21 protein-coding genes are annotated in these 26,433 nt (G+C 69.2%); all 21 read right to left on the minus strand.

Features of this window, described 5'->3' with window-relative positions; translation table 11 throughout:
• Positions 1-368 precede the first annotated feature (368 nt).
• The 21 genes from ASC77_RS27805 to rplA all read right to left on the minus strand — a co-directional run bounded on the left by ASC77_RS27805 (position 369) and on the right by rplA (position 26,398).
• The gene (locus tag ASC77_RS27805; RefSeq protein WP_056156652.1) at positions 369-1,244 is read right to left on the minus strand and encodes an NUDIX domain-containing protein; all 876 of its coding nucleotides are present in this window, start codon (positions 1,242-1,244) and stop codon (positions 369-371) included.
• Between the two features lie 10 nt (positions 1,245-1,254).
• Positions 1,255-2,490, minus strand: a complete 1,236-nt coding sequence (locus tag ASC77_RS18910) for a geranylgeranyl reductase family protein (RefSeq protein WP_056156655.1) — start codon at positions 2,488-2,490, stop codon at positions 1,255-1,257.
• A 12-nt stretch (positions 2,491-2,502) separates the two neighbouring features.
• Positions 2,503-3,549, minus strand: coding sequence for a hypothetical protein (locus ASC77_RS18915; protein WP_082574990.1), 1,047 nt, complete (start codon positions 3,547-3,549; stop codon positions 2,503-2,505).
• Positions 3,550-3,563: 14 nt separating this feature from the next.
• Positions 3,564-4,043 (minus strand): DUF4232 domain-containing protein, encoded by a 480-nt coding sequence (locus tag ASC77_RS18920; protein ID WP_162249840.1) that lies wholly within the window; start codon positions 4,041-4,043, stop codon positions 3,564-3,566.
• Between the two features lie 105 nt (positions 4,044-4,148).
• Positions 4,149-8,036, minus strand: coding sequence for a DNA-directed RNA polymerase subunit beta' (locus tag ASC77_RS18925; protein WP_056156658.1), 3,888 nt, complete (start codon positions 8,034-8,036; stop codon positions 4,149-4,151).
• 80 nt (positions 8,037-8,116) lie between these two features.
• Complete coding sequence (locus ASC77_RS18930; protein ID WP_056156659.1) at positions 8,117-11,605, minus strand: DNA-directed RNA polymerase subunit beta; 3,489 nt, start codon at positions 11,603-11,605, stop codon at positions 8,117-8,119.
• Between the two features lie 214 nt (positions 11,606-11,819).
• Entirely contained in the window at positions 11,820-12,593 is a 774-nt protein-coding gene (locus tag ASC77_RS18935) for a J domain-containing protein (protein ID WP_056156662.1), read from the minus strand.
• Entirely contained in the window at positions 12,590-13,189 is a 600-nt protein-coding gene (locus ASC77_RS18940) for a hypothetical protein (protein ID WP_056156664.1), read from the minus strand. Before ASC77_RS18940 ends, ASC77_RS18935 begins: the two co-directional genes overlap by 4 nt.
• Entirely contained in the window at positions 13,186-14,472 is a 1,287-nt protein-coding gene (locus ASC77_RS18945; protein ID WP_056156665.1) for an MCE family protein, read from the minus strand. The genes ASC77_RS18940 and ASC77_RS18945 overlap by 4 nt, the downstream gene beginning before the upstream one ends.
• Complete coding sequence (locus tag ASC77_RS18950; protein WP_056156668.1) at positions 14,469-15,902, minus strand: MCE family protein; 1,434 nt, start codon at positions 15,900-15,902, stop codon at positions 14,469-14,471. The genes ASC77_RS18945 and ASC77_RS18950 overlap by 4 nt, the downstream gene beginning before the upstream one ends.
• Positions 15,899-17,023: an MCE family protein gene (locus ASC77_RS18955; RefSeq protein WP_056156669.1), complete on the minus strand. Its 1,125-nt coding sequence runs from the start codon at positions 17,021-17,023 to the stop codon at positions 15,899-15,901. The genes ASC77_RS18950 and ASC77_RS18955 overlap by 4 nt, the downstream gene beginning before the upstream one ends.
• Position 17,024: 1 nt before the next feature.
• Positions 17,025-17,990: an MCE family protein gene (locus tag ASC77_RS18960; RefSeq protein WP_056156671.1), complete on the minus strand. Its 966-nt coding sequence runs from the start codon at positions 17,988-17,990 to the stop codon at positions 17,025-17,027.
• Between the two features lie 61 nt (positions 17,991-18,051).
• On the minus strand, positions 18,052-19,086 hold the full coding sequence (locus ASC77_RS18965; protein WP_056156673.1) for an MCE family protein: 1,035 nt from the start codon (positions 19,084-19,086) through the stop codon (positions 18,052-18,054).
• Positions 19,083-20,384, minus strand: a complete 1,302-nt coding sequence (locus tag ASC77_RS18970; protein WP_056157203.1) for an MCE family protein — start codon at positions 20,382-20,384, stop codon at positions 19,083-19,085. The genes ASC77_RS18965 and ASC77_RS18970 overlap by 4 nt, the downstream gene beginning before the upstream one ends.
• 5 nt (positions 20,385-20,389) lie before the next feature.
• Positions 20,390-21,217: an MlaE family ABC transporter permease gene (locus ASC77_RS18975; protein ID WP_056156675.1), complete on the minus strand. Its 828-nt coding sequence runs from the start codon at positions 21,215-21,217 to the stop codon at positions 20,390-20,392.
• 5 nt (positions 21,218-21,222) lie between these two features.
• Positions 21,223-22,008 (minus strand): MlaE family ABC transporter permease, encoded by a 786-nt coding sequence (locus ASC77_RS18980; protein ID WP_056156678.1) that lies wholly within the window; start codon positions 22,006-22,008, stop codon positions 21,223-21,225.
• Between the two features lie 15 nt (positions 22,009-22,023).
• A complete protein-coding gene (locus ASC77_RS18985; RefSeq protein ID WP_056156680.1) occupies positions 22,024-22,977 on the minus strand; it encodes an ABC transporter ATP-binding protein in 954 nt (317 codons plus the stop codon).
• Between the two features lie 250 nt (positions 22,978-23,227).
• Positions 23,228-23,623 carry a 50S ribosomal protein L7/L12 gene (gene rplL / locus ASC77_RS18990; RefSeq protein WP_056156682.1) on the minus strand — a complete coding sequence of 132 codons (396 nt, stop codon included), beginning with the start codon at positions 23,621-23,623 and terminating at the stop codon, positions 23,228-23,230.
• A 90-nt stretch (positions 23,624-23,713) separates the two neighbouring features.
• A complete protein-coding gene (rplJ, locus tag ASC77_RS18995) occupies positions 23,714-24,406 on the minus strand; it encodes a 50S ribosomal protein L10 (protein WP_056156684.1) in 693 nt (230 codons plus the stop codon).
• Between the two features lie 218 nt (positions 24,407-24,624).
• Positions 24,625-25,596 (minus strand): D-2-hydroxyacid dehydrogenase family protein, encoded by a 972-nt coding sequence (locus ASC77_RS19000; protein ID WP_235547809.1) that lies wholly within the window; start codon positions 25,594-25,596, stop codon positions 24,625-24,627.
• 82 nt (positions 25,597-25,678) lie between these two features.
• Positions 25,679-26,398 (minus strand): 50S ribosomal protein L1, encoded by a 720-nt coding sequence (rplA, locus tag ASC77_RS19005; RefSeq protein WP_056156687.1) that lies wholly within the window; start codon positions 26,396-26,398, stop codon positions 25,679-25,681.
• Positions 26,399-26,433: the final 35 nt, after the last annotated feature.

Genomic DNA, 26,433 nt, shown 5'->3' on the forward strand with positions numbered 1-26,433 from the left:
ACGGTCGACCCGAGCGAACCCGCAGCCCGACCAGCTACTGGAAATCGCCCCCGCAACCACCGACCACGGTGACCACGTATCCCGGTAGTCGCGTCACCAGCAGCAACCACCACGAACCGCGGCGCTGAGCACAGCCGGGAAGATCTGGTGCACCGGGTAGATCAGATGTTCCCGGGCGATCGCCGGGGCAATTGCCATGCCACCCGGGCCACGACGGTCGACCCGAGCGAACCCGCAACCCGACCAGCCACTGGAAATCGCCACCGCAACCACCGCCCACGGTGACCACGCATCCCGGTAGTCGCGTCACCAGCAGCAATCACCACTGACCGCGGCGCTCCGCACCCTCTGGTCCGAGACGTCCGGAGCTATGCCGAGCCCAGCGCCTCGCGCACCAGGTCGAGGACCGGCAGGGCGCCGGACTCGATGTCGGCCACCGGCACCCAGGCGACGGCGTCGGTGGTGCCGTCGGCCTCGGTGAGCCCCGGCTCGGCGGCGTCGTCGATGGTCACGGCGAAGGCCATGGCCACGGCGTGGAAGTCCTCGTAGCGACCGGAGGGCGCCGTACCGCTGAAGTGGTCGTCGTGCACGGCGACCAGCTCACCGACGGTGCCGCCGACGCCGCACTCCTCGCGCAGCTCGCGGAGCACCGCGGAGCGAGGTGACTCGCCGTGGTCGACGCCACCACCGGGAAGCGTCCAGGAGCCGGTGTGGAAGCCGCGCTCGGAGATCCGTGTCAGCAGCACGTCGTCACCGCGCCGCACCAGGGCGTAGGCGCCGAGCCGCTGGTGGCGGAAGGGTCGGTGGTCGGCGAGTGCCTCGAGGACCATGGGGGCAACGGGGACGGTGCCGTCGAGCACGTCGGAGACGGGCTTCCAGTCGGCGGCCATCGTCGATCCGCCGACCTCGATCACACGCGGCGCGGGTGCGTCGGGTGCGACCCAGCCCTCGTAGACGATCCGCAGGGCGTGCGCGTCGACGCGACGGCCGTCGCGCCAGACCCCGGGCAGGTGCGCGGAGTAGACGCGGGCGGTCTCGCCGATCACGGCGTCGAGTCCGGTCTCCTCGTGGATCTCGCGCACGACGGCGTCGCGCGGGTCCTCGCCGTGGTCGAGCCCGCCACCGGGCAGGGTCCAGAGCTCGTCGGGTGTGACCGTCGGCGCCAGCCGGCTCAGCAGGATGGCGCCGTCGCGCAGGATCACGGCGTACGCCGCGACCCGCTGCCGCTTCGGCAGTCCGCTCATCGGGGCCGGCTCACGAGAAGGGCGGCCGGTGGTCGCGGGCGATCGAGCGGCGCCCGGCCCAGCGCCAGACCCGCGCGGCGCGGTCCCGGTCCTCGTCGGTCACCAGGTTGCCCATCCAGCGCAGGGCGAGGGTCATCAGCCAGTCGGACCGCATCCCGACCGGGCCCAGCGCCGGCAGCACGCGGGGCACGGTGACCAGGCCGGCGAGCCGACGCGCGATCGAGAACGACTCGCCGTAGTGCTCGGTCAGCAGCGCCGGCCAGGCCCGGGTCAGGTCGTCCTGCTCGTCGAGCATCTCGGCGATCAGCCGGCCGGTCTCGAGCCCGTAGTCGATGCCCTCGCCGTTGAGTGGGTTCACGCACGCCGCGGCGTCGCCGATGAGTGCCCAGTTGCGACCGGCGACGTGGGAGACCGCGCCCCCCATCGGCAGCAGGGCGGAGGTCGGCATCCGCAGCTCGTCGCCGAGCTGGAACTCCTCGCGCAGCTGGCCCGCGTAGTGCGCCATCAGCGGCTTGACCGCCAGGTCGGTCGGCCGCTTGGCGGTGGCGAGGGTCCCGACCCCGAGGTTCACCTCGCCGGTGCCGAGCGGGAAGATCCAGCCGTAGCCGCTGAGGATCGCCCCGTCCTGGCCGCGCAGCTCCAGGTGCGAGCTGATCCAGGGGTCGTCGGACATCCCGGAGGCGACGTACGACCGGCCGGCGACGCCGTAGACGGTCTCCCGGTGCCACTCGCGGCCGAGCACCTTCCCGAGCGGGGACCGGACGCCGTCGGCGACGACCAGCCGCCGGCACGCGATCTCGACCGGGCCGGCGTCGGTCTTGAAGACGACGGCCGCGACCCGGTCGCCCTCACGACGTACGTCGACGGCGCGGTGCCCGTCGACCGCGGTCGCCCCGGACTTGATCGCGGTCGTGCGCAGGTGGTCGTCGAGCTCGGTGCGGGCGACGGCCGATCCCCAGTCGGGCAGCGTGCCCCCGGGCCAGGGCAGCAGCAGCGTCTGGCCGAAGCCATGGGCGCGCAGGCCCTGGTTGACGGTGTGGGCGCGGAGCCAGTCCTCGAGCCCGAGCCGCTGGAGCTCACCGATCGCGCGCGGGGTGAGACCGTCACCGCACGTCTTGTCGCGCGGGAAGACGGCCGCGTCCGCGAGCACCACGTCCGCACCGGACCGAGCCGCCCACGCGGCGGCCGCCGACCCCGCTGGGCCGGCGCCCACGACGAGGACGTCGGTCTCGGTCGGAGTGCTCATCCTCCGATTGTCTCAGCGCACGACCGAGTCGGTCACGCTGGGTCGCCGCGCGCCGAGGAAGAAGATGCCGGGCAGTCCTCGGGTCTCGAACCCCCGGCTGACGTTGCGCTCGAGGGTGGAGTGCCGGACCCGCATCGTGCCGGTCCGGTCGTTGCTCACGAAGAACACCGCGCCCCCGCCCTCGTTGGCCACGTTGCTGCGGATCAGCGTGCCGCCGAGGTCCAGCGTGAACCGGTTGCCGTCGAGGTAGATCGCCCCACCGCTGCCGCCGCCCGGGGTGCCGGACTGGGCCGGGTTGGCCCCACGGCCGACCGCGCGGTTGCCGACGAAGGTGCTGTTGAGGACCCGCCACGAGACCCCGATGCTGCTCAGGGCTGAGCCGTTGCTGCACCGGCCGCCGCGGAACTCGCTGCCCACGACGTACACCGGCCGGTCCCGGTGCTGGTCGAACGCCCGCACCGCCGCGCCCCCGAGGTCCGGGCCGCGCCGGTCGCACCGGTTGCCGAGGAAGCGGGAGTCCACGATCTTGAGGCGCCCGCCGCGGGCGAGTATCGCGCCGCCACCGCCGCCCTCCTCGTGCTGGCCCGTCGCGTTCCCGTGCGCGAGCGTCAGGTGCTGGACGACCAGCTGCGGGAACGGCTGGTCGTTGCAGTGCGACGTCGTCCAGTGCTGCCGCTGGTCGCAGGTGTCCTGGTAGAGGATCCGGCGCGTCCCGCCGCCGTCGAGGGTCACCAGGCCCCCGCCGTCGATCACCACGCGACGCGACTCGTTGAGCACCTTCGCGGTCCGGGTCATCCGGATGGTCACCGGATCGGGGCCGCAGTCGAACGTGATGACACCACCCGCACGCACAGCCCGCACCACGGCGGCCGAGGTGCAGCTCGCCGGCGTGCCCCGGCCGACGACGTGGTCCGGGTGCGAGGTGTCGACGGCGCGGCCGTCCTTCGGGACCGGCACCGGCTGCACACCCCGGTCCGCTCGCACCGGGGCGGCGTACGACGGCGGCGCGACGCCGAGGAGAGTGATCGCGAGGGCAACGGCCAGGAGGACCCGAGTCATCCGTCGAGGCTAGTTCATGGCCTCGCGAACGCCCGGTGCGCCAGCAGGTGCACCCGGTCGTTGCGGCACCCCGTCGTCGGGTGCGCCACGAACTGGGCCCGGTCCTCGTCCGGCAGGTAGACCCGGAACCCGTCGACGTGCGCCGGCCGGCAGCGGTGCCGCGGGTACGGCGAGAAGTCGCTGGCCGACACCTCGCTCACGACCCGCTTCCCGGGCCGCACCAGGATGCTGCGCACGGGGCCGGACGTCCGCGTCGCCGCGGCACCCACCTGCGTGCCGTCCCCGCCCCCGACGTACGACAGCCCGCCGTACCCGCGGATCGAGCACGCCGTGTCGGACACGTTGCGCAGCACGATCCGGCCGAACTCGTGGCTCATCCCGCTGCCCGTGCTGCGGTACGACGCCACCAGCTCGGCGTTCGTGCACTCAGGCGCCGCAGCGTGCGCCGGCGCTCCCACCAGGGTCGACAGACCGGCGGCCAGCAGAAGACTCATCAGGAACTTGGTCATGCCACTGGGACGCCCGGACACACCTCGGAGTTGCCAGGAAATGCCGAAGGCCCCACCACCCGAAGGTGATGGGGCCAACGTACGACTGGATCAGTTCTGGTAGGAACCGAAGTCGAAGTCGTCCAGGGCGACGGCCTGGCCGCCACTGCCGAACTCGTAGTCGTAGGAGTCGTAACCGGTGACGGAGTACGCCGCGGCGCGGGCCTCCTCGGTGGGCTCCACCCGGATGTTGCGGTAGCGCTCGAGGCCCGTGCCCGCCGGGATCAGCTTGCCGATGATCACGTTCTCCTTCAGACCGCGCAGCGAGTCCGAGCGGCCGTGGATGGCTGCGTCGGTGAGGACGCGGGTGGTCTCCTGGAAGGAGGCCGCCGAGAGCCACGACTCGGTCGCCAGCGAGGCCTTGGTGATGCCCATGAGCACCGGACGACCCGAGGCCGGCTTGCCGCCCTCGGAGACGACCCGACGGTTCTCCTCCTCGAAGCGACCCCGGTCGACGAGGTCGGACGGGAGCAGGTGGGTCTCACCGGACTCGATCACCGTGACCCGGCGCAGCATCTGCCGGACGATGATCTCGATGTGCTTGTCGTGGATCGACACGCCCTGGCTGCGGTACACAGCCTGGACCTCGTCCACCAGGTGCTCCTGCGCCCGGCGCACACCCAGGATCCGCAGGACGTCCTGCGGGTCGGGGGTACCGACGGTGAGCATCTGGCCGACCTCGATGTGCTGACCGTCCGCGACCAGCAGACGCGACCGCTTCGAGACCGGGTACTCCTGGACCTCGGAGCCGTCGTCCGGCGTGATCAGGATCTTCCGGGTCTTGTCGGTCTCGTCGATCTCCACGCGGCCGGCGGCCTCGGCGATCGGCGAACGACCCTTGGGCGAGCGGGCCTCGAAGAGCTCGACCACGCGGGGCAGACCCTGCGTGATGTCGTCCGCCGAAGCCACACCACCGGTGTGGAAGGTACGCATGGTCAGCTGCGTGCCGGGCTCACCGATCGACTGGGCCGCGATGATGCCGACGGCCTCGCCGATGTCGACGAGCTTGCCGGTGGCCAGCGAGCGGCCGTAGCACTTCGCGCAGGTGCCGGTCTTGGCGTCACAGGTCAGCACGGAGCGGACCTTGACCTCCTCGATGCCGGCCGCGATCAGCTCGCCGATCTTGACGTCGCCCAGGTCCTCACCGGCGGCCGCGAGGACCTCTCCGGTCTTCGGGTGGGTGACCTCGGTGGCCGCCGAGCGGGCGTACGCCGCGGTCTCGGCGTTCTCCGCCTTGACCACGCTGCCGTCCTCGAGCTTCTCGCCGATCCGCTTGGGCAGGCCGCGCTCGGTGCCGCAGTCGTCCTCGCGGATGATCACGTCCTGCGAGACGTCCACCAGACGACGGGTCAGGTAGCCCGAGTCCGCGGTCCGCAGAGCGGTGTCCGCCAGACCCTTGCGGGCACCGTGCGTCGCGATGAAGTACTCGAGGACGGTCAGGCCCTCACGGAAGTTGGACTTGATCGGGCGCGGGATGATCTCGCCCTTCGGGTTTGCCACGAGGCCACGCATGGCCGCGACCTGCCGGATCTGGTTCATGTTTCCGGAGGCACCGGACTCGACCATCATGTAGATCGGGTTGGCGCGGTCGAACGTCGTCTCCATCGCCTTGCCGACCTCGTTGGCCGCCTGGGTCCAGATCTCGATGAGCTCCTGACGGCGCTCCTCGTCGGTGACCAGACCACGCTCGAACTGGGTCTGGACCTTCGCTGCCTGGGCCTCGAAGCCCGACAGGATCTGCACCTTCTCCGGCGGCGTCGTGACGTCGTCGATCGAGACGGTGACACCCGAGAAGGTGGCCCAGCGGAAGCCGGTGTCCTTCAGGGCGTCGAGCGAGGCCGCGACCTCGACCTTGGTGTAGCGCTCGGCCAGGTCGTTGACGATCGCGCCGAGGGCCTTCTTGCCGACCTCGTAGTTCACGTACGGGTAGTTGGCCGGCAGGGCCTCGTTGAAGATCGCCCGACCCAGGGTCGTCTCGAGCGTGATCTGGTCGCCCAGGGCACCCTCGTCGCCACCCATTTCCAGCGGCGGCACGATGTCGTTGAAGCGGATCTTGACGTTGCTCTGCAGCGAGATCTCGCCACGGTCGAACGCCATGATCGCCTCAGCCTGCGACGCGAACGCCCGACCGTCGCCCTGGGTGTTGTCCCGGTCGGTGGTCAGGAAGAACAGGCCGATGATCATGTCCTGGGTCGGCATGGTCACCGGACGGCCGTCCGACGGCTTCAGGATGTTGTTGGTCGACAGCATCAGGATCCGGGCCTCGGCCTGCGCCTCGGCCGACAGCGGCAGGTGCACCGCCATCTGGTCGCCGTCGAAGTCGGCGTTGAACGCCGAGCAGACGAGCGGGTGGATCTGGATGGCCTTGCCCTCGATCAGCTGGGGCTCGAAGGCCTGGATGCCGAGGCGGTGCAGCGTGGGCGCACGGTTGAGCAGCACCGGGTGCTCGGTGATGACCTCTTCGAGGACGTCCCACACCACGGCGTACCGGGCACCGGAGGTGGCCCGCTCGACCATCCGCTTGGCGGACTTGATGTTCTGCGCGTGCGACAGGTCGACGAGGCGCTTCATCACGAACGGCTTGAAGAGCTCGAGCGCCATCTGCTTGGGCAGACCGCACTGGTGCAGCTTCAGCTGCGGACCCGACACGATGACCGAACGGCCCGAGTAGTCCACGCGCTTGCCGAGCAGGTTCTGACGGAAGCGACCCTGCTTGCCCTTGAGCATGTCGGACAGCGACTTGAGCGGGCGGTTACCGGGACCGGTGACCGGGCGACCACGACGGCCGTTGTCGAACAGCGAGTCGACGGCCTCCTGGAGCATCCGCTTCTCGTTGTTGACGATGATCTCCGGCGCGCCCAGGTCCAGGAGCCGCTTGAGGCGGTTGTTCCGGTTGATGACGCGACGGTAGAGGTCGTTCAGGTCGGAGGTCGCGAAGCGGCCACCGTCGAGCTGCACCATCGGGCGCAGGTCCGGCGGGATGACCGGGACGGCGTCCAGGACCATGCCCTGCGGCTTGTTGCCCGTCTTGCGGAACGCGTCGACGACCTTGAGCCGCTTGAGGGCACGGACCTTGCGCTGGCCCTTACCGGTGGCGATGGTCTCGCGCAGCGACTCGACCTCGGCCTCGGTGTCGAAGTCCTGGAGGCGCTTCTGGATCGCCGTGGCGCCCATGTAGCCCTCGAAGTACTTGCCGAACCAGTTCTTCATCTCGCGGTAGAGCATCTCGTCGCCCATGAGGTCCTGGACCTTGAGGCTCTTGAACGTGTCCCACACCTCGTTGAGGCGGTCGATCTCGCGCTGGGCACGGTCGCGGAGCTGCTTCATCTCGCGCTCGGCGCCGTCCTTCACCTTGCGGCGCTGGTCGGCCTTGGCACCCTCCGCCTCCAGGGCGGCGAGGTCCTCCTCGAGCTTCTTCGCGCGGTCCTCGACGGCGCCGTCACGACGCTTCTCGAGGCGCTCGCGCTCCAGCCCGACCTTGTTCTCCAGGGAGGACAGGTCCTTGTGGCGCGCGTCCTCGTCGACCGAGGTGATCATGTACGCCGCGAAGTAGATGACCTTCTCGAGGTCCTTCGGGGCGAGGTCGAGGAGGTAGCCGAGGCGGCTCGGGACACCCTTGAAGTACCAGATGTGGGTGACCGGGGCGGCGAGCTCGATGTGGCCCATCCGCTCACGGCGCACCTTCGACCGGGTGACCTCGACGCCACACCGCTCGCAGATGATGCCCTTGAAGCGCACGCGCTTGTACTTGCCGCAGTAGCACTCCCAGTCCCGGGTGGGACCGAAGATCTTCTCGCAGAAGAGACCGTCACGCTCGGGCTTGAGCGTGCGGTAGTTGATCGTCTCCGGCTTCTTGACCTCACCGTGGCTCCACGTGCGGATGTCATCCGCGGTGGCCAGGCCGATCCGAAGCTGGTCGAAGAAGTTCACGTCGAGCACGATGGCTGCAACCCTTCGGTAGTTCTAGAAATCTGAGTGAGGGGGGCGGAGGCGGGGCCGACCGGAGCCGGCCCCGCGACTCACACCTCTTCGACCGAGCTGGGCTCGCGGCGGGACAGGTCGATGCCGAGCTCCTCGGCGGCGCGGAAGACGTCCTCCTCCGCGTCGCGCATCTCGATGGCCGTGCCGTCCTGCGACAGCACCTCCACGTTGAGGCAGAGCGACTGCATCTCCTTGACGAGAACCTTGAACGACTCGGGGATGCCGGAGTCGGGGATGTTCTCGCCCTTCACGATGGCCTCGTAGACCTTGACGCGACCAGGCACGTCATCGGACTTGATCGTGAGCAGCTCCTGCAGGGCGTAGGCGGCGCCGTACGCCTCCATCGCCCAGACCTCCATCTCGCCGAACCGCTGGCCGCCGAACTGGGCCTTACCGCCCAGGGGCTGCTGCGTGATCATCGAGTAGGGGCCGGTGCTGCGCGCGTGGATCTTGTCGTCGACGAGGTGGTGCAGCTTCAGGATGTACATGTAGCCCACCGACACCGGGTCCGGGAACGGCTCGCCGGAGCGGCCGTCGAAGAGGTCCGCCTTGCCGGTCGCGTCGATCATCCGGACACCGTCCCGGTTGGGGTTGGTCGCCCCGAGCAGGCCGGTGATCTCGTCCTCGCGGGCGCCGTCGAACACCGGGGTCGCGACCCGGGAGTTCGGCGCGGCCTTGTCCGCGTGGATCTTGATCAGGCGCTTCTTCCAGTCCTCGTCCTTCGGACCGTCGTGCAGGTCCAGGTCCCAGCCCTGCTTGGCGAGCCAGCCCAGGTGGAGCTCGAGGATCTGACCGATGTTCATCCGTCGCGGGACACCCAGCGGGTTGAGGATCACGTCGACCGGGGTGCCGTCCTCCATGAACGGCATGTCCTCGATCGGCAGGATCTTCGCGATGACGCCCTTGTTGCCGTGACGGCCGGCGAGCTTGTCACCCACGGAGATCTTGCGCTTCTGCGCGACGTAGACGCGGACCAGCTGGTTCACGCCCGGCGGCAGCTCGTCGCCCTCCTCGCGGTCGAAGACGCGGACGCCGATGACCGTGCCGGACTCACCGTGCGGCACCTTCATCGAGGTGTCGCGGACCTCGCGCGCCTTCTCACCGAAGATCGCGCGGAGCAGGCGCTCCTCCGGGGTCAGCTCGGTCTCGCCCTTGGGCGTGACCTTGCCGACCAGGACGTCACCGGTCTGGACCTCGGCACCGATGCGGATGATGCCGCGCTCGTCGAGGTCGGCCAGCATCTCCTCGGAGACGTTCGGGATGTCCCGCGTGATCTCCTCCGGCCCGAGCTTGGTGTCGCGGGCGTCGACCTCGTGCTCCTCGATGTGGATCGAGGTGAGGATGTCCTCCTGCACCAGGCGCTGGCTGAGGATGATCGCGTCCTCGTAGTTGTGACCCTGCCACGGCATGAACGCGACGAGCAGGTTGGTGCCCAGCGCCATCTCCGCGTCGTCGGTGCACGGACCGTCGGCGATCGGCGAGCCGACCTCGACGCGGTCACCCTCGGAGACCAGCGGACGCTGGTTGATGCAGGTGCCCTGGTTGGAGCGCTTGAACTTCGCCAGCTTGTACGTCGAGTAGGTGCCGTCGTCGTTCATCGTCTCGACGAGCTCCGCGGACACCTCCTTCACAACACCGGCGTTGGTCGCGACGACCACGTCGCCGGCGTCGACCGCGGCGCGGTACTCGATGCCGGTGCCGACCAGTGGCGAGTCGCTCGTGATGAGCGGCACGGCCTGGCGCTGCATGTTGGCACCCATGAGCGCGCGGTTGGCGTCGTCGTGCTCGAGGAACGGGATCAGGGCGGTCGCGACCGACACCATCTGGCGCGGCGAGACGTCCATGTAGTCGACCTCGTCGGCCAGGACCTCGGAGACCTCACCGTCGCGCTGACGGACCAGGACGCGCTCCTCCTGGAAGCGGCCCTTGTCGTCGATGACGGCGTTCGCCTGGGCGATGACGTACTTGTCCTCGTCGTCGGCGGTCAGGTAGTCGACCTTGTCGGTGACGCGACCCTTCTCGACCTTCCGGTACGGCGTCTCGACGAAGCCGAACGGGTTGATCCGGCCGTAGGAGGCCAGCGAGCCGATCAGACCGATGTTCGGGCCTTCCGGCGTCTCGATCGGGCACATCCGGCCGTAGTGCGACGGGTGGACGTCACGGACCTCCATGCCGGCGCGGTCACGGGACAGACCACCCGGGCCGAGGGCCGAGAGACGACGCTTGTGCGTCAGGCCCGCGATCGGGTTCGTCTGGTCCATGAACTGCGAGAGCTGCGAGGTGCCGAAGAACTCCTTCAGCGCCGCGACGACCGGACGGATGTTGATCAGGGACTGCGGCGTGATGGCCTCGACGTCCTGGGTCGTCATCCGCTCACGGACCACGCGCTCCATGCGGGCCAGGCCCGTGCGGAGCTGGTTCTGGATCAGCTCGCCGACCGTGCGCATGCGCCGGTTGCCGAAGTGGTCGATGTCGTCCGCAGCGATCTCGAGAGCACCCTGGGGCGCCTCGACCTCGGTCTGGCCGTCGTGCAGCGCGACGATGTAGCGGATCGCGGCGACGATGTCGGACACGGTGAGCGTCTGCTGGTCGAACGCCTCGACGAGGCCCAGCTTCTTGTTGACCTTGTAGCGGCCGACCTTCGCGAGGTCGTAGCGCTTCGGGTTGAAGTAGTAGTTGTTCAGCAGCGTCTGCGCAGCCTCACGCGTCGGCGGCTCGCCGGGACGCAGCTTGCGGTAGATGTCGAGCAGCGCGTCGTCCTCGCCCTGGGTGTGGTCCTTCTCCAGGGTCAGCTCGATCGACTCGTAGGCGCGGCCGTCGGTGCTGTTGGGGTCCGCGAACTCGCGACGGATGTCCTCGATGGTCAGGCCGAGGGCCTTGAGGAGCACCGTGACGTTCTGCTTGCGCTTGCGGTCCAGGCGGACGCCGACGAGGTCGCGCTTGTCGATCTCGAACTCGAGCCAGGCGCCACGCGACGGGATCAGCTTCGCGGTGTAGATGTCCTTGTCGGACGTCTTGTCGGCCGTGCGCTCGAAGTAGACGCCCGGGGACCGGACGAGCTGCGAGACGACGACGCGCTCGGTGCCGTTGATGACGAAGGTGCCCTTCGGCGTCATGAGCGGGAAGTCGCCCATGAAGACCGTCTGGCCCTTGATCTCACCGGTGTCGTTGTTGGTGAACTCCGCAGACACGTAGAGCGGTGCGGAGTAGGTGAAGTCCTTCTCCTTGCACTCGTCGACCGTGTACTTCGGGTCGTAGAAGACCGGGTTCTCGAACGAGAGCGACATGGTCTCGGAGAAGTCCTCGATCGGCGAGATCTCCTCGAAGATCTCGGTCAGACCGGACTTCTGGGAGACGTCCTCACCCGCGTCGAGGCGGCGCTGGACGACGTCCTGCCAAGCCTCGTTGCCGACCAGCCAGTCGAAGCTGTCGGTCTGGAGGGAGAGGAGCTGCGGGACTTCGAGTGGTTCGGAGATCTTTGCGAAAGAGATGCGGCGGGAGTTACCGGAAGTGGTGCGCGCGGCCAAGAGGTGTCCTTCGACGGTTACGCTGTGAGATCGGCGTCGGCCCACCACTGAACCAGCCACCGGGCAGGCTGGAGCGCATTTGAGAGCGGACGCAAAGGAACAGGCTACCGCACGCGCGCAGCCGCCACAAACCCCGGTCTCAGATCACCGGAGCGGCGTTGGCGTCGATCATGAACTCCCGCGGCGGTCAGGTCAAGCACCGTCGCCCCGACGCTCAGGTGTCGAGCCCGGAGACCAGCCAGTCGCCGTCGACGTTCTCCATGGTCACGGTGACCCAGTTCTTGTAGACGACCGGCTGCTTCTCGGCCTTGTTGGTGCGCGTCTGGTCGACGAGGAGGAAGACCTGCACCCGGTCGTCGTCGGCGCGGACCACCCCGGAGCTGACCAGGCGCGCGGTGACCACGGTGCCCGTCGACGGGGCGTTCGCGGCGATGATGCCGTCGAAGAGCTCGTCGTACTTCTTGCGGTAGCTGCCGGTGAGGTAGCCCTCGGCAGCGGCCTTCGAGTCGTCGAGGTGCGCGGCGTCGTAGGACAGGACCGGCACGATGGCCCGCTCCGCGGCCGACCGGGCCGCGGTGGAGGCCTGGTCGACGGACCGGTCGGAGGGGACGGTCGCCGCGACCACGGCGGCGCTGCCGGCGACCAGCAGCGTCAGGACCGCGACGCCGACGAGCAGCCACCCGGGGACGACACGGCGCTCGCGGGCCGGGGCGTCGAGGGCACCCGGGGTGGCAGCCACCAGCTCGGGCTCCCGCTCGGGCGTCGCCACCGCCTCGGGCTCGGGCTCCGGCTCGGCGGTGGCCAGCTCGGCGTCGTACGCCGCGCGACGCTCGGGGTCGAGGAGCACCTCGGCGGCCCGGTTGAGCGGTCCGAAGCGGCGGTCGGTCGGGTCCAGGTCGGCGATCGCCGCGCGCCAGGCGGCGCGGACCTCGTCGGCCGGGGCGTCGGGGGCGACGCCGAGGAGGTCGTACCAGCTCGGGGTGTTCACTGGCCGTCCTCCGTCTTGACCGGGGCGTAGTCGTCGACCAGCCAGGTGCCGTCGGACAGCACCAGGTCGACCTGCCACCGGAGCACGTCGGCGTCGGAGTCGACGCGCTTCGAGGCGTCCTTCGGGTGCTGGGGGTCGGGGTAGCTGCCGGTGAACCCGGCGGCGACGATCGCCGTCGCCGAGTCGGCATCGATCGACTCGACGCCCACGCCGTAGACCTTCACCGAGCGGGCGTAGCCCGCCTGGGCGACCGTCTGCTCCGCGATCGGGAGGCCGGACTTCTCGAAGTCGGCGGCGAACTTCGGCGTGATGACCGCCGTGACCTGCTTCTGGTAGTCGGGCAGGTGCTTCTGCGCGTCGAGACCGTCGGGGCCGTAGGTGTTGAGGCGGAGCACGAACTGCTCGGTCTGCCGGAGCACCGCGTCGCGCTCGGACTGCGCTCCCCCGGCGTCGCCCTGGCGCTGCGCGAGCAGCCAGACCAGTGCGCCCGCGGAGGCGAGCAGCGCGACCACGAGGACGCCGAGCAGCACGATGCGGAAGCGCCCGTTGGGCGCGCCCCGCGGCTCCTCGGGGACCGGCGCGGCGGCGCTGGTCACTTCTGGCTCTCGGTCAACGGCTGGAGATATAGCCATTTCCACGTGTCCTCTCCGAAGCTCTTCGGGGCGAGCGTGCCGGGCTGCGAGCTGGCGGCGCTGACCTGGCCGCCCCAGCGGAGCCGGCCGCTGTCGGGGTCGTAGGAGGCGACCGGCGGCGGGCGGTAGGCCGCACCGGCGCGCTTCAGGTTCTGCACACCGCGGGGGTTGCTCTGCGACGCGGGCTCGGTGCAGCCGGCCTTGGTGTTCATCGGCCGGTTGCTGCCGTCCTGCGGCGGGCGTGTGTCGGTGCTCTCGTAGCCGCGGTGGCAGACCGGGTTGTTGGTCAGGATGAGGCCGAAGTGCGCGTCGTAGAGGCCGGTGTCGGGGGACTTGGAGACGACCGTGAAGCCGCCTTCCACGACGTAGGGGTAGACCACCAGGATCTGCTCGATGCCGGGCAGGTGCTTGACGATCACGTCGCCGGTGGTCACCAGGTTGTTGAGCAGCTCGGCCAGGTCGACGCGGTTGTCCTCGAGGAACGTGCGCAGCTGGGTCGCCGTCGCCGAGCCCTGGTCGATCACCTCGCGCAGGTCCTTGTCGGAGCCGGCCAGCGAGCCGGTGAACAGGCTGAGCTGCTGGGCGAAGGTGCGGATCGCGCTGGCCTTGTCGGACTGCGTCTGCAGCACCGTGTTGCTGTCGCGGATCAGCGCCGTGGTGGTCTCGAAGTTGGCATCGGCCTCGTTGATGAACGAGTTGCCGGTGTCGATGATGCGCTGCAGGTCGGTGCCGGTGCCGGCGAACGCCTGACCCAGCTCGTCGACCGTGGTCGCCAGCGCGTCCTTGTCGACCGACTCGACGGTGTCGGAGATGTCGCCGAGGAACTTCTCGGTAGCGATCGGCGTGCGGGTGTCCGCCATCGCGATCTCCGAGTTCTCCCCGAGGTACGGCGCCTTGTCGGTCCGGGGCTGGAGCTCGACGTACTGCTCCCCCACGGCCGACCGGTTGCCGACGACCGCGAGGGTGTCGGCGGGGATGTCGTCGTCGGAGTTGTCGATGTCGAGGTAGGCGTCGACGCCGTCGTCGGTCAGCACGAGCTTGCCGACGCTGCCGACCTGGACGCCGCGGTAGGACACCTCGCCGCCCTCGTAGATGCCGCCGGAGCGCTCGAGGTGGGCGACGACCGTGTAGTGGTCGTCGAAGAACACCCGGTCGAGGCGGGCGTAGCGGGCTCCGACGTAGCTCACCCCGAGCAGGGTGATCGCCACGAAGACGAGCAGCTGGAGTCGGGTACGACGCGTGATCATCGGGTGCTCACCATCCCCGGGACGAGCAGGCGGACGAGGGCGGGGTCGAACGCCCGGCTGAGCTGGCCCATCGTCGGGCCGTGCGCCGACCGGGTCGGTCCGGCGGCCGCCCGGCCGAGGCCGAGCAGGTCGCCGAGGATCGGGACCGACGGCGCCCCCGAGGGCTGGGACAGCGGGAGGCCGGGGACCGCGGGCAGGCCCGGGACCTGGGCCAGCGCCTGGCAGACCGCGGAGTCGCGGTTGGCCGGCTTGAGGCAGGCCTCACGCAGCTGGGTCAGGCCCTGGAGGTTGCTCATCAGGCGCTGGCAGGCGCGGCTGCTGAGGTCGCCGCTGGACAGGCAGCGGGTCAGCAGGTCGACGATCTTGGTCGGCTCCAGGTCGCCCGGCAGCAGTGTCGGCAGCTTGGTCGGGACGCCGGTGATGCCGCCCGACAGGTCGATGTCGAGCTGGATCGACAGGTTGGTGTAGTCGCCCATGTGCAGGTTGCGGGCGACCTGCGGGTCGCGGCCGACGACCTCGTCGACGAACGGGTAGGTCAGGAAGACGTTGAACGACTTCACGAACGCGTCGCCGGAGTTGGCCAGCTCCGTCAGCACCGGGTTCAGCTGGCGCAGGGACTCGATGGTGCCGGCCTTGGAGGCGTCGATGACCCGGACGCCGACGGCGCTGAGCTGGTCGAGCGAGCGCAGCATCTTCACGAGGTCGCCGCGCTGCTTGTCGAGGGAGGTCAGCGCGCTCGGCAGCTCCTCGAGGGCCGCGTCGATCGAGCCCTGCTGGTCGCGGACGGACTTCGCCAGGTGGTTGACCGACTCGATCGCCGTGACGATGTCGTCCTTGTTGTCGTCGAGCTGCGTCATGAAGGCACGGATCTGGTCGAGGACCGAGCGGGTCGCGCCCTCGCGTCCGTCGAGCGCCTTGTTGACCTCGGTCGCGATCGTCTTCAGCTGGGCGACACCGCCGCCGTTGAGCACCAGGCTCAGCGCACCCAGCACCTCCTCGACCTCGGGGTTGCGCCCGGTCTGGTCGAGGGAGAGCTCGGCGCCGTCGACCAGCTCGCCCTGGGGTGCGACGTCGGTCGGCGGGCTCAGCGACACGAACTTCTCGCCGAGCAGGCTGGTCTGCCGGATCTCGGCGATCGCGTTCGCCGGCAGCTCGACGTCCTTGCGCAGGTCCATGGTGACCACGGCGTGCCCGTCGCGGAGCTCGATGTCGGTCACCTGCCCGACGCTGACGTCGTTGACCTTGACGGTCGTCTTCGGCACCAGGTCGAGCACGTCGCGGAAGTCCGCCGAGACCGTGATGGCGTCGTCACCGACGTCGGTGCCGCCGGGGAGCGGGAGCTTGTAGACGTCGAGGTCGCAGCCGGTCAGCAGCAGCACACCGGCCAGGGCGGCGACCAGGGCGCGCAGGAACGTACGGGGACGGGTCATCGGTCCGCCTCCACGAGTCCACCGAGCGTCGGGTCGAACTTGTCACCCGACGTCCTGCCGTTGGGAGCCGAGCGACCGAGCGCCTGCTTGACGAGGTTGCACAGCGCGCCGGAGCTGTCGGCCTGGCCGACGACACCGCAGAGGAACGACGACGGGTCACCGGTGACCTGGTTGACGACCTCGCCGAGGTTGGCGTTGGTGTCGAGCGTGCCGGCCTCCGGGTTGTAGGTCAGGGCCAGGTTGTTGAGCGCGAGCGGCGCCGAGTCGAGGATCTGGTCGAGCTCGGAGCGGCGCTTGACCAGGACCTTCGAGACCCGGTTGAGCCCGGAGATGTTGCGACCCAGCGCGTCGCGGTTCTCCTTGACGAAGCTCGAGACCTCGCCGAGGGCGGTCGCGAGGTTGCGCAGAGCGGTGGACAGCTCGTCGCGCTCACCGGAGAGCATCGTCGACACGTCGGACAGCGAGTCGTTGAACTTGCGGACCGTCTTGTCGTTGGTCGCCAGGGTGCCGATGAAGCCTTCGAGCTTCCGTGCGGATCCGAAGAGCTCGTCCTTGTTGTCGTCGAGGGTGGCGCTGAGCTTGCTGAAGTTCTTGATGGTGGTGTTGAACTTCGCGCCCTGGCCGCCGAAGTTGGCCGCCGTGCTCTCCAGGAGGTCGGTGAGCGCGCCCTCCTTGTTGGCGCCGGTCGGGCCGAGCGCGACGGTCAGGTCATCGATGCTGCTGTAGATCTGGTCGAGCTCGAGCGGGACCGCGGTCCGGTCCACGGAGAGCGTCGCGCCGTCGGCGAGCACCTTCCCGCCGTCGTACACGGGGGTGAGCTGGACGTAGCGGTCGCCGACGACCGACGGGGCGATGATCACGGCCTTGGCGTCGTCGGGGACCTGGACGTCCGCGTCGTAGTGCATCGTCACGACGACGTCGGTGCCGGACGGGGTGACCTTGTCGACGGTCCCGACCGGGACGCCGAGGACCCGGACGTCGCTGCCCTCGTAGATCGAGATCGTCCGCGGGAAGTGGGCGGTCAGCGTCTTGGAGTCGTCGCCGCGGAACATCGTGAACGCGGCCGCGACCAGCAGGAGCACGAGGACGGCGGGGACGGCGACCCGCTTCAACGTCGCCATCTCAGCCACCCACCTTCGGGACGGGCGGCATGTTCTGGATGTAGGTGTCGAACCAGGGACCGCCACCGAGTGTGCTCGCGAAGACGCGGTAGAACGGCGCCATCAGCCGCAGGCTGTTGTCGAGGTTGTCCTCGTTCTTGTTCAGCACCACCAGCACGTGGTCGAGGTGGTCGAGCGCCGGCTTGAGGTCGGCACGGCTCTGCCGGATCAGCGTGGTCAGCTCCTCGGAGAGCCCGCTCGTCGACACGAGCAGGTTGTGGACCGCCTCGCGACGGGCCACCAGGGCGCGGAAGAGGACGTCGGAGTCCTTCATCAGCCCGACGATGTCCTGGTCACGGTCGTCGAGCACGGTCGAGACCCGGTCGAGGTTGGTGAGCAGGGTGTTGATCTGGTCGTCGCGGGCCGCGATGTTCGAGGAGAGCTGCGAGACGCCGGAGAGGGCGGCACGGAACTCCTCCGGGGTGTTGCGGGTCAGGTCGGCGAGGGTGCCGAGCGACTTCGCGAGCTGGTCGGTGTCGATCTTCTCGGACGTCTGCGCCAGGCCGGAGAACGCGTCCACCACGTCGTACGGCGAGGTGGTGCGCTCGACCGGGATCTCGTCTCCCTTCGCGAGCTGACCGGGGCCGGCCGGCTCGAGCGCGAGGTACATCGCGCCCAGCAGCGTCTTCACCTTGATCGCGGCGTTGGTGTCCTTGCCGAACCCGGAGTCGGTGTCGACCCGGAAGGTGACCTTGACGTGGTCGCCGTCGAGCGCGACCGACTCCACCTTGCCGACGCGGACGCCGGCGATCCGGACCTCGTCGTTGGCCTTCAGGCCGCCGGACTCCTTGAACGCCGCGTAGTAGGTGTCCCCGCCACCGATGACCGGCAGGTCCTGGGCCCGGAAGGCCGCCATCACCAGCAGGGCGACGACCGCCAGGCTCACCGCCCCGATGATCACGGGGTTGCGCTCACGGAAGGGCTTCATCGGGGTCCCCTCGAAGTTGTTCGGGGGAGCGAAGCGGAGGAGAAGAACTTCGAGGGGTGGTTCATCCGAGATCACACCTGTCGCTGCCGGTGCTGTAGTCGACCGGCACGGACTGACCGCCCGGCAGTCGCACGCGACCCTGGAAGTGGCAGAGGTAGAAGTTGAACCAGGAGCCGTACGTCGCGGTGCGGCCGACCTTGTTGAGCTTGATCGGCAGCACCTGGAGGGCCCGGTCGAGCTCGGCCTTCCCGTTGTCGAGGTTGCCGGAGAGCCGGCGCAGCTGCTTGATGTCGCTGACGAACGGCTCGCGGATGCCGGACACGAGGCCCGCGGTCTGGACGGACAGCTCGGAGATGTCGTCGAGCGAGCCGAGGATCGCCTTCCGGTCGTCCTTGAGCCCGCCCACGAACGTGCGGAAGGTCGTGATCAGCTGGCTGAGCTGGTCGTCGCGGTTGCCGATGTGGTCGAGCACCGAGTTGAGGTTGTCGATCAGCTCGCCGATCACCTGGTCGCGCCCGGCGAGCGTCGAGGTCACCGAGGCGGTGTGGGAGAGCAGCCCCTCGAGGGTGCCGCCCTCGCCCTGGAAGACCTGGATGATCTCGTAGGAGAGCTGGTTGATGTCGGCCGGCGACAGCGCCTGGAAGAGCGGCTTGAAGCCGTTGAAGAGGACCGTCAGGTCGAGTGCGGGCGACGTCTGCGCGACCGGGATGGTGTCGCCGGGCTTCAGCTCGCCGGTGTCCCCGATCTCGTCGGACAGGGAGATGTAGCGCTGGCCGACCAGGTTGCGGTAGCGGATCGACGCGTGGGTCGCCTTGCTGAGCGTCTGGTCGTCCTCGACGCTGAAGGTGACCCGCGCCCGGGTGCGATCGACGACGTCGACGCTCTTGACCGTCCCGACCTTGACGCCGGCGATCCGGATGTCGTCGCCCTTGACGACACCGGTGGCGTCGACGAAGACGGCGCGGTAGTCGTGCTTCGGCGAGAACGAGATGTTGCCGATGAGCACCACGAGGACCGAGGTCGCGAGGGTCGTCACGACGATGAAGATGATCAGCTTCACCAGGTCGGAGGTGGTACGGCGGTCGAGGAGCTTCATCGCAGCGACACCTCGGCTCCCCGGGCCATCGGACCGACCAGCAGCACGCCGAGGTCGGGCACGTCGGCGGAGGTGACGCCGAGCGCCGGGGCGAGCAGCGAGCGCAGCAGGGCGGTCTCCTCCGGGCTCCCGGGCACGCTGGTCCGGAAGTTGGCGTTGGGGGCCACCCGGCTGGTGCCCTTGCCGGTCGGCTCGTCGACGCCGTCGTCGAAGTTCGGCTGGTGCCGCACCGGGTTGGACTGGTTCCACGGCGGGTTCGGCAGGTGCAGGCAGCTCGGCCCACGGTCCTCCCCGAAGTGCGGGGTGTCGTTGGCGTCGTAGGGCCGGGGCTGGTGCGGCAGCGTCTCGAGGACGATGTGCAGGGTGAAGCCGCGGAACGCCTCGGCCTGGAGCTTGCCGGCGTTCACGATGCCGCGCGTGAGGCAGTTGTACTCGGGCGCGTACTTCGCGAAGACGCGCAGCTGCTCCTGGCCGACCTCGCTGAGCCGGATCAGGTTGTCGCCGTTCTCGTCGAGGAAGTCGGTGGCGGTGTCGGAGAACGCGGACACGTCCTGGAAGAGCGCGTGCAGCTTCTGCTCGCGGCCCTCGAGGGTGCCGGTGGTCAGCACGGTGTCGTCGAGGATCTGCGCGATCTGCGGCATCACCTCGGCGTAGTTGTCGGACACCTGGGAGGTGAGCCGGAGGTCCTCGATCAGTGCCGGGATCTGGGGGTTGATCTTCTTCAGGTAGCCGTCGAGCGTCTCGATGTTCTGGCCGAGCTGGTCACCGCGGCCGTCGAGCGCGGTCGAGAGCGCGTTGAGGGTCTGGTTGAGCGCAGCGGGCTGGACGGTGCGCAGCAGCGGGTAGAGGTCGGAGAGCACCTGCTCGACCTCGGTGGAGACCACCGTCCGCTTGATGGTGGCGCCGGCCTCGATGTGGTCGGAGTCCGGCTTGTCGGGCACCACCAGCGAGACGTACTTCTCGCCGAACAGCGTCTTCGGCACGATCGACCCGGTCACGTCTGCGGGGATCGTGTCGAGCTCGCTGGGGAAGATCCCGAGCGTGACGTTGGCACCGTCGCCGGCGCCGTTGGCCTCGAAGCCGAGGACCTCGCCGACGATGACGCCGCGGATCTTCACGTCCGCGCGGTCGGGCAGCTGCAGGCCGATCGTCGAGGTCTGCAGCGTCACCTCGTCGTAGTCGGTGAACTTCTTCGTGAAGATCGCGAAGGTGAGGTAGACGCCCCCGACGACCATCGCCAGGAAGACGATGCCCATCACCTTGGGAGCAGCCGAGCTGCCGAGCGTGCTGCGAGCCATCCGCGTCACCCACCGATCCGGACGGTGGTGGACGCGCCCCAGATCGCCATCGACAGGAAGAGGTCGATGACGTTGATCGCCACGATGCTCGTGCGGACGGCGCGACCCACCGCGACGCCCACGCCCGCGGGGCCGCCGGAGGCGTTGTAGCCGTAGTAGCAGTGGATCAGGATGACGGTGACGGCGAAGACCAGGACCTTGCCGAAGGACCACAGCACGTCGCCGGGCGGCAGGAACTGGTTGAAGTAGTGGTCGTAGGTGCCGGTGCTCTGCCCGAAGAACTGGGTGACGGTCAGCCGGGTCGCGAAGTACGACGACAGCAGGCCGACCACGTAGAGCGGGACGATCGCGATCAGCCCGCCGATGATCCGGGTGGTCACCAGGAACGGCAGCGACGGGATCGCCATCACCTCGAGCGCGTCGATCTCCTCGGAGATCCGCATCGCGCCGAGCTGGGCGGTGAAGCCGCAGCCGACGGTGGCGGCCAGCGCGATGCCGGCGACCAGGGGAGCGATCTCGCGGGTGTTGAAGTAGGCCGACACGAAGCCGGAGAACGCCGACGTGCCGAGCTGGTTGAGCGCGGCGTACCCCTGCAGCCCCACCTCGGTGCCGGTGAAGAAGCACATCGCGGTGATGACGCCGACGGTGCCGCCGATCACGGCCAGCGCGCCCGAGCCGAGGGTGACCTCGGCCAGGATGCGCAGGATCTCCTTCTTGTAGCGCCGCAGCGTGCGCGGGGTCCAGGCCAGCGCCCGGACGAAGAACAGGAGCTCCGCCCCGAGGTTGTCGAGGAACTTGGCCGGTCGGTCGTAGACCGCCTTGATGTTCGCCATCGCCGTCAGCCGGTCTTCGGTGGGACGAGCTGGAAGTAGATCGCGCTCATCACGAAGTTGACGATGAAGAGGAGCATGAAGGTGACGACGACGGACTCGTTGACGGCGTCGCCGACGCCCTTCGGGCCGCCCTTCGCGTTCATGCCCTTGTAGCAGGCGACGATCGCGGCGATCAGGCCGAAGACCAGCGCCTTGAGCATGCCCTGCCACAGGTCGGGCAGCTGCGCGAGCGCGGTGAAGCTCGCGATGTAGGAGCCGGGCGTGCCGTCCTGGAGCACCACGTTGAAGACGTAGCCACCGGAGACGCCGACGACGCTGACCAGGCCGTTGAGGAAGAACGCGACCAGCATGCAGGCGAGCACGCGGGGCACGACCAGGCGCTGGATCGGGTCGATCCCGAGCACCATCATCGCGTCGAGCTCCTCGCGGATCTTGCGCGCGCCGAGGTCGGCCGCGATGGCCGACCCCGCTGCGCCCGCGATCAGCAGCGACGTGGCGATCGGACCCGCCTCGCGGACCACGGCGAGCACGGCCGCCGAGCCGGTGAAGGACTGCGCACCGAACTGCTTGATGAGTCCGCCGACCTGGAGCGCGATCACCGCGCCGAACGGGATGGCGACCAGCGCGGTGGGGATGATCGTGACCGAGGCGATGAACCAGGCCTGCTGGATGAACTCGCGCGTCTGGAACGGGCGCCGGAAGAGCCCCCGCGCGACGTCGAGACCGAAGGCGAAGAGGTTGCCGGCGGTCCCGATCGGCGCCAGGGCACGCTGGGCGGTGGACGAGGACATCAGGACACGCTTCCGTCAGCCACCGGTGACCATGGACATGTTCTCCTGGAACGAGCCAGGAGGCGGCGTGACGCCGTTGTCGCGACACCATGCGCCGGGCTCGCGCTGGCTGCGCCGCGGGATGCCGTTGGAGGGTTCGAGCTGGAGCGGGATCGGCGGCAGCGGCGGCATGTCGAGGTCCTTCTCGGCCTCGAGCTCGTCGGCGTCCTTCTCCTCGGACATGCCGATCGGGCCGACGGTCTGCGCGTTGAGGAACTGGCGCACGACCGGCTCCTCGGACGAGAGCAGCATCTCGCGCGGACCGAACATCGCCAGGTGCCGGTGGTAGAGCAGCCCGATGTTGTCGGGGACCGTGCGGGCCGTGTTGATGTCGTGGGTGACGATCAGGAACGTCGCGTCGATCTGCGCGTTCAGGTCGATGAAGAGCTGGTTGATGAACGACGTGCGCACCGGGTCGAGGCCGGAGTCGGGCTCGTCGATCAGCAGGATCTCGGGGTCCAGGACCAAGGCCCGGGCGAGGCCGGCACGCTTGCGCATGCCGCCGGAGATCTCACCGGGGAGCTTGTCCTCGGCGCCCACCAGGCCGACCAGGTCCATCTTCTCCATGACGACGTCACGGATCTCGGACTCGGACTTCTTGGTGTGCTCGCGGAGCGGGAAGGCGACGTTGTCGAAGAGGTTCATCGAGCCGAACATCGCGCCGTCCTGGAACAGCACGCCGAAGAGCTTGCGGATCTCGTACAGGTCCTTCTCGGAGCAGCTCGCGATGTCGGTGCCCTCGATGAGGATCGAGCCCTCGTCGGGCTTGAGCAGTCCGATCAGCGCCTTGAGGAAGACGGACTTGCCGGTGCCGGACGGACCGAGCATCACGGACACCTCGCCCGCGGGGATCGTCAGCGTGACATTGCCCCAGATCAGCTGCTTGCCGAACGACTTGCTGAGGTTGTCGACCTTGATCTCTACACCCATGAGCGTCCTGTCCCTCCTCTGTCACTGCACGCGCCACGGCGCGTTCGGACCGGTCCCCATCTCCCCTGACCCGTACCAACGGGTAGCCACCGGCGAAGTTACGCGCGAGTTTCCTTCCCGCTGTGACGGCGGCTACACCTCCCGGACGGGAAGGTCTGGACCGTTTTCGCGGCCACCGCCCTGGAAATGGCACGAGGGGCGGCCACCTTCCGGTGACCGCCCCTCGTTGGGTGCAGCTAGGACAACAACGTCACTTGACGGTGACGGTGGCGCCGGCGGCCTCGAGGGCCTCCTTCGCCTTGTCGGCGGCAGCCTTGTCGACCTTCTCGAGGATCGCCTTGGGAGCGGCCTCAACGAGGTCCTTGGCCTCCTTCAGACCGAGCGAGGTGAGGCCGCGCACCTCCTTGATGACGTTGATCTTCTTGTCGCCGGCCGACTCCAGGATGACGTCGAACTCGTCCTGGTCGGCGGCAGCGTCAGCGGCGCCGCCAGCGGCACCGCCGGCGGCCGGAGCGGCAGCAACGGCGACGGGGGCAGCAGCGGTGACGCCGAAGGTCTCCTCGAACTGCTTCACGAACTCGCTGAGCTCGATGAGGGTCATTTCCTTGAACGCGTCGAGCAGCTCGTCGGTGGTGAGCTTCGCCATGGTGGCGTTTCCTTCCATTCGGTGGCCCGGGCGGCGAGGTGGCCGTCCGGACCGGGTTTCAGGTGGTGTGTACCGAGCTGATCCGGAGGATCAGGACTCGGTGGCTTCGCCCTCGTCGGAGGCCTCGGCGGCGGGGGCGTCGGCCTCCGCAGCAGGGGCCTCGTCAGCGGGGGTCTCGGTCTCGGCGGCCGCCTCGGGGGCGGTCTCCTCGGCCGGGGCCTCCTCGGCGGCGGCTGGCGTGCCAGCACCACCTGCGAGGATCGAGGGGTCCTGCTCGGCCTTCGCCTGGAGCGCACCCGCGAGACGGGCGGCCTGGGCGAGAGGAGCGTTGAGCAGGTAGACGGCCTGGCTGAGCGACGCGAGCATCGCGCCGGCCAGCTTGCCCATCAGCACCTCACGCGACTCGAGGTCCGCCAGCTTGGCGATCTCGGAGGCGTCGAGGGGCTTGCCGTCCAGGACGCCACCCTTGATGACAAGGGTGGGGTTGGCCTTGGCAAAGTCACGCAGACCCTTGGCGGCCTCGACCACGTCGCCGTTGATGAAGGCGATGGCGGTCGGGCCGTTCAGGAGGTCGTCCACGCCAGAGATGCCGGCCTCGGAGGCCGCGATCTTGGCGAGCGTGTTCTTGACCACGGCGTAGCTGGCGTTCTCGCCGAGGGAGCGCCGCAGGTCCTGCAGCTGCTTCACGGTGAGACCGCGGTACTCGGTCAGCACAGCACCGGCGGAGTCGTTGAACGAGTCAACGATCTCCGCGACGGCTGCCTGCTTGTCTGCCCGCGCCATGGGTCTCCTTCCGGTGGTAGACCCCGGCGTCCCGGTCCCGGAAAGACGAACGCCCCGAGCGCAAGGCTCAGGGCGTGGAATTCGCGGTTGTCCCGCTGTTCTTGCTCTGTCCCCTGCGCAGGCCGTCCGCTTCGCGAACCCTTCGGTCACCCTGTAGTGCACAGGACGACAACCGGCGGTCTTTGGTTTCAGGAGGAACAGTACGGCGCGCCCGCGGGTCAGGACAAATCGGTGAGGACCCGGACCGGGCTCCCCGCGATCCAGGCGGCGACGTCCTCGACCGCCTCGGTGAAGAAGGTCCGGTAGTTGCCCTCGGTGACGTAGCCCAGGTGCGGCACGGCGAGGACGTTGGCGAGCTCGAGCAGCGGGTGCTCGCCGGGCAGCGGCTCCACGTCGTACACGTCGAGGCCGGCGCCCGCGATCGCGTCCGACCGCAGGGCGGCGACCAGGGCGTCGCCGTCGACGAGGCCCGCCCGCGCGGTGTTGACGAGGTACGCCGTGGAGCGCATCGCCGCGAGCTCGGGAGCGCCGACGATCCCGCGGGTGGAGTCGGAGAGGACCAGGTGCAGCGACACCACGTCGGAGCGGGCGAACAGCTCGGCCTTCGGGACCGGGCGCGCATCCGCGGCAGCGGCCCGCTCCTCGGTCAGGTGGGGGCTCCACGCGAGCACGTCCATGTCGAAGGCACGGGCGACACGCGCGACCCGGGACCCGATCCGGCCCAGCCCGACGAGGCCGAGCGTCGCCCCGGCGAGGTCCGTCCCGACCGTCGACTGCCAGGGTGTGGCCGGGTCTGCGAACAGCTCGGACTCGGCGACCAGGTGCCGCGACAGGCCGAGGATCAGGGCCCACGTGAGCTCCACCGTCGGCGTCGGGAGCGAGCCGGTGCCGCACACGGTCACGTCGTGGTCGCGGCAGGCGTCGAGGTCGATCGAGGCGTTGCGCATCCCCGTGGTCACCACCAGCCGGAGCGACGGCAGCAGCTCGAGCAGGGTCCGGGTCAGCGGCGTCCGCTCCCGCATCAGCACCAGCACCTCGGCGCCCTCGAGGAGGTCGGCCAGGACGTCCTCGTCGCCGACGTGGTCACGGACGGCGGAGACGGTGACCCCGTCGAGCGTCGTCCAGTCGGCGTACGACGTGGCGACGCCCTGGTAGTCGTCGAGGATCACGCAGTGCAGGGGATCGGGCACGCGGCCAGCCTCCCAGATGCCCCACGACATGCACAGAAGCCCGCCACCCAGGTGGGTGACGGGCTTCCGCGGTGGATCTGGGTCAGGCGGTGGCCTCGTCCTCGACCGCGACGTTCTTGGTGCGGTTGGGGTCGACCTGGACGCCGGGGCCCATGGTCGTGGAGACGGTGACCTTCTTGATGTAGCGGCCCTTCGAGCTGGCCGGCTTCAGACGCAGCACCTCGTCGAGCGCCGCGGCGTAGTTCTCCGCGAGCTGGCCCTCGGAGAAGGAGGCCTTGCCGATGATGAAGTGCAGGTTGGCGTGGCGGTCGACGCGGAACTCGATCTTGCCGCCCTTGATGTCGGACACGGCCTTGGCCACGTCCGGCGTCACGGTGCCGGTCTTCGGGTTCGGCATCAGGCCACGCGGGCCGAGCACGCGGCCCAGACGGCCGACCTTGCCCATCATGTCGGGGGTCGCGACGACGGCGTCGAAGTCGAGCCACCCGCCGGCGACCTTCTCGACCAGCTCGTCGCCACCGACAACGTCGGCGCCGGCCTCACGGGCGGCCTCGGCCTTGTCGGCGTTCGCGAACACGAGGACGCGAGCGGTCTTGCCGGTGCCGTGCGGCAGGTTCACGGTGCCGCGAACCATCTGGTCGGCCTTGCGCGGGTCGACGCCGAGACGCATGACGACGTCCACGGTCTCGTCGAACTTCTTCTTGCTGGTGGTCTTCGCGATCTTGATCGCGGCCAGCGGGGCGTGGAGCTCGTCCTTGTCGAACGTGTCCGCCGCCGCGCGGTAGGTCTTGCTGCGCTGCATGTGCTTCTCGTTTCTCTTCGAAAAAGATATGTGGT

Origin of the sequence: Nocardioides sp. Root1257 (assembly GCF_001425175.1) — a bacterium.
Taxonomy (GTDB): Bacteria; Actinomycetota; Actinomycetes; order Propionibacteriales; family Nocardioidaceae; genus Nocardioides.

Coding starts and splice junctions, on each gene's coding strand:
- ASC77_RS18915 (WP_082574990.1), bottom strand. CDS start 3,549: ATGACTCGGGTCCTCCTGGCCGTTGCCCTCGCGATCACTCTCCTCGGC.
- ASC77_RS18910 (WP_056156655.1), bottom strand. CDS start 2,490: ATGAGCACTCCGACCGAGACCGACGTCCTCGTCGTGGGCGCCGGCCCA.
- ASC77_RS18965 (WP_056156673.1), bottom strand. CDS start 19,086: ATGAAGCTCCTCGACCGCCGTACCACCTCCGACCTGGTGAAGCTGATC.
- ASC77_RS18950 (WP_056156668.1), bottom strand. CDS start 15,902: ATGACCCGTCCCCGTACGTTCCTGCGCGCCCTGGTCGCCGCCCTGGCC.
- ASC77_RS18980 (WP_056156678.1), bottom strand. CDS start 22,008: ATGTCCTCGTCCACCGCCCAGCGTGCCCTGGCGCCGATCGGGACCGCC.
- ASC77_RS18945 (WP_056156665.1), bottom strand. CDS start 14,472: ATGATCACGCGTCGTACCCGACTCCAGCTGCTCGTCTTCGTGGCGATC.
- rplJ (WP_056156684.1), bottom strand. CDS start 24,406: ATGGCGCGGGCAGACAAGCAGGCAGCCGTCGCGGAGATCGTTGACTCG.
- ASC77_RS27805 (WP_056156652.1), bottom strand. CDS start 1,244: ATGAGCGGACTGCCGAAGCGGCAGCGGGTCGCGGCGTACGCCGTGATC.
- ASC77_RS18975 (WP_056156675.1), bottom strand. CDS start 21,217: ATGGCGAACATCAAGGCGGTCTACGACCGACCGGCCAAGTTCCTCGAC.
- ASC77_RS18920 (WP_162249840.1), bottom strand. CDS start 4,043: ATGAGTCTTCTGCTGGCCGCCGGTCTGTCGACCCTGGTGGGAGCGCCG.
- ASC77_RS18955 (WP_056156669.1), bottom strand. CDS start 17,023: ATGGCGACGTTGAAGCGGGTCGCCGTCCCCGCCGTCCTCGTGCTCCTG.
- ASC77_RS18970 (WP_056157203.1), bottom strand. CDS start 20,384: ATGGCTCGCAGCACGCTCGGCAGCTCGGCTGCTCCCAAGGTGATGGGC.
- rplA (WP_056156687.1), bottom strand. CDS start 26,398: ATGCAGCGCAGCAAGACCTACCGCGCGGCGGCGGACACGTTCGACAAG.
- ASC77_RS18985 (WP_056156680.1), bottom strand. CDS start 22,977: ATGGGTGTAGAGATCAAGGTCGACAACCTCAGCAAGTCGTTCGGCAAG.
- rplL (WP_056156682.1), bottom strand. CDS start 23,623: ATGGCGAAGCTCACCACCGACGAGCTGCTCGACGCGTTCAAGGAAATG.
- ASC77_RS18960 (WP_056156671.1), bottom strand. CDS start 17,990: ATGAAGCCCTTCCGTGAGCGCAACCCCGTGATCATCGGGGCGGTGAGC.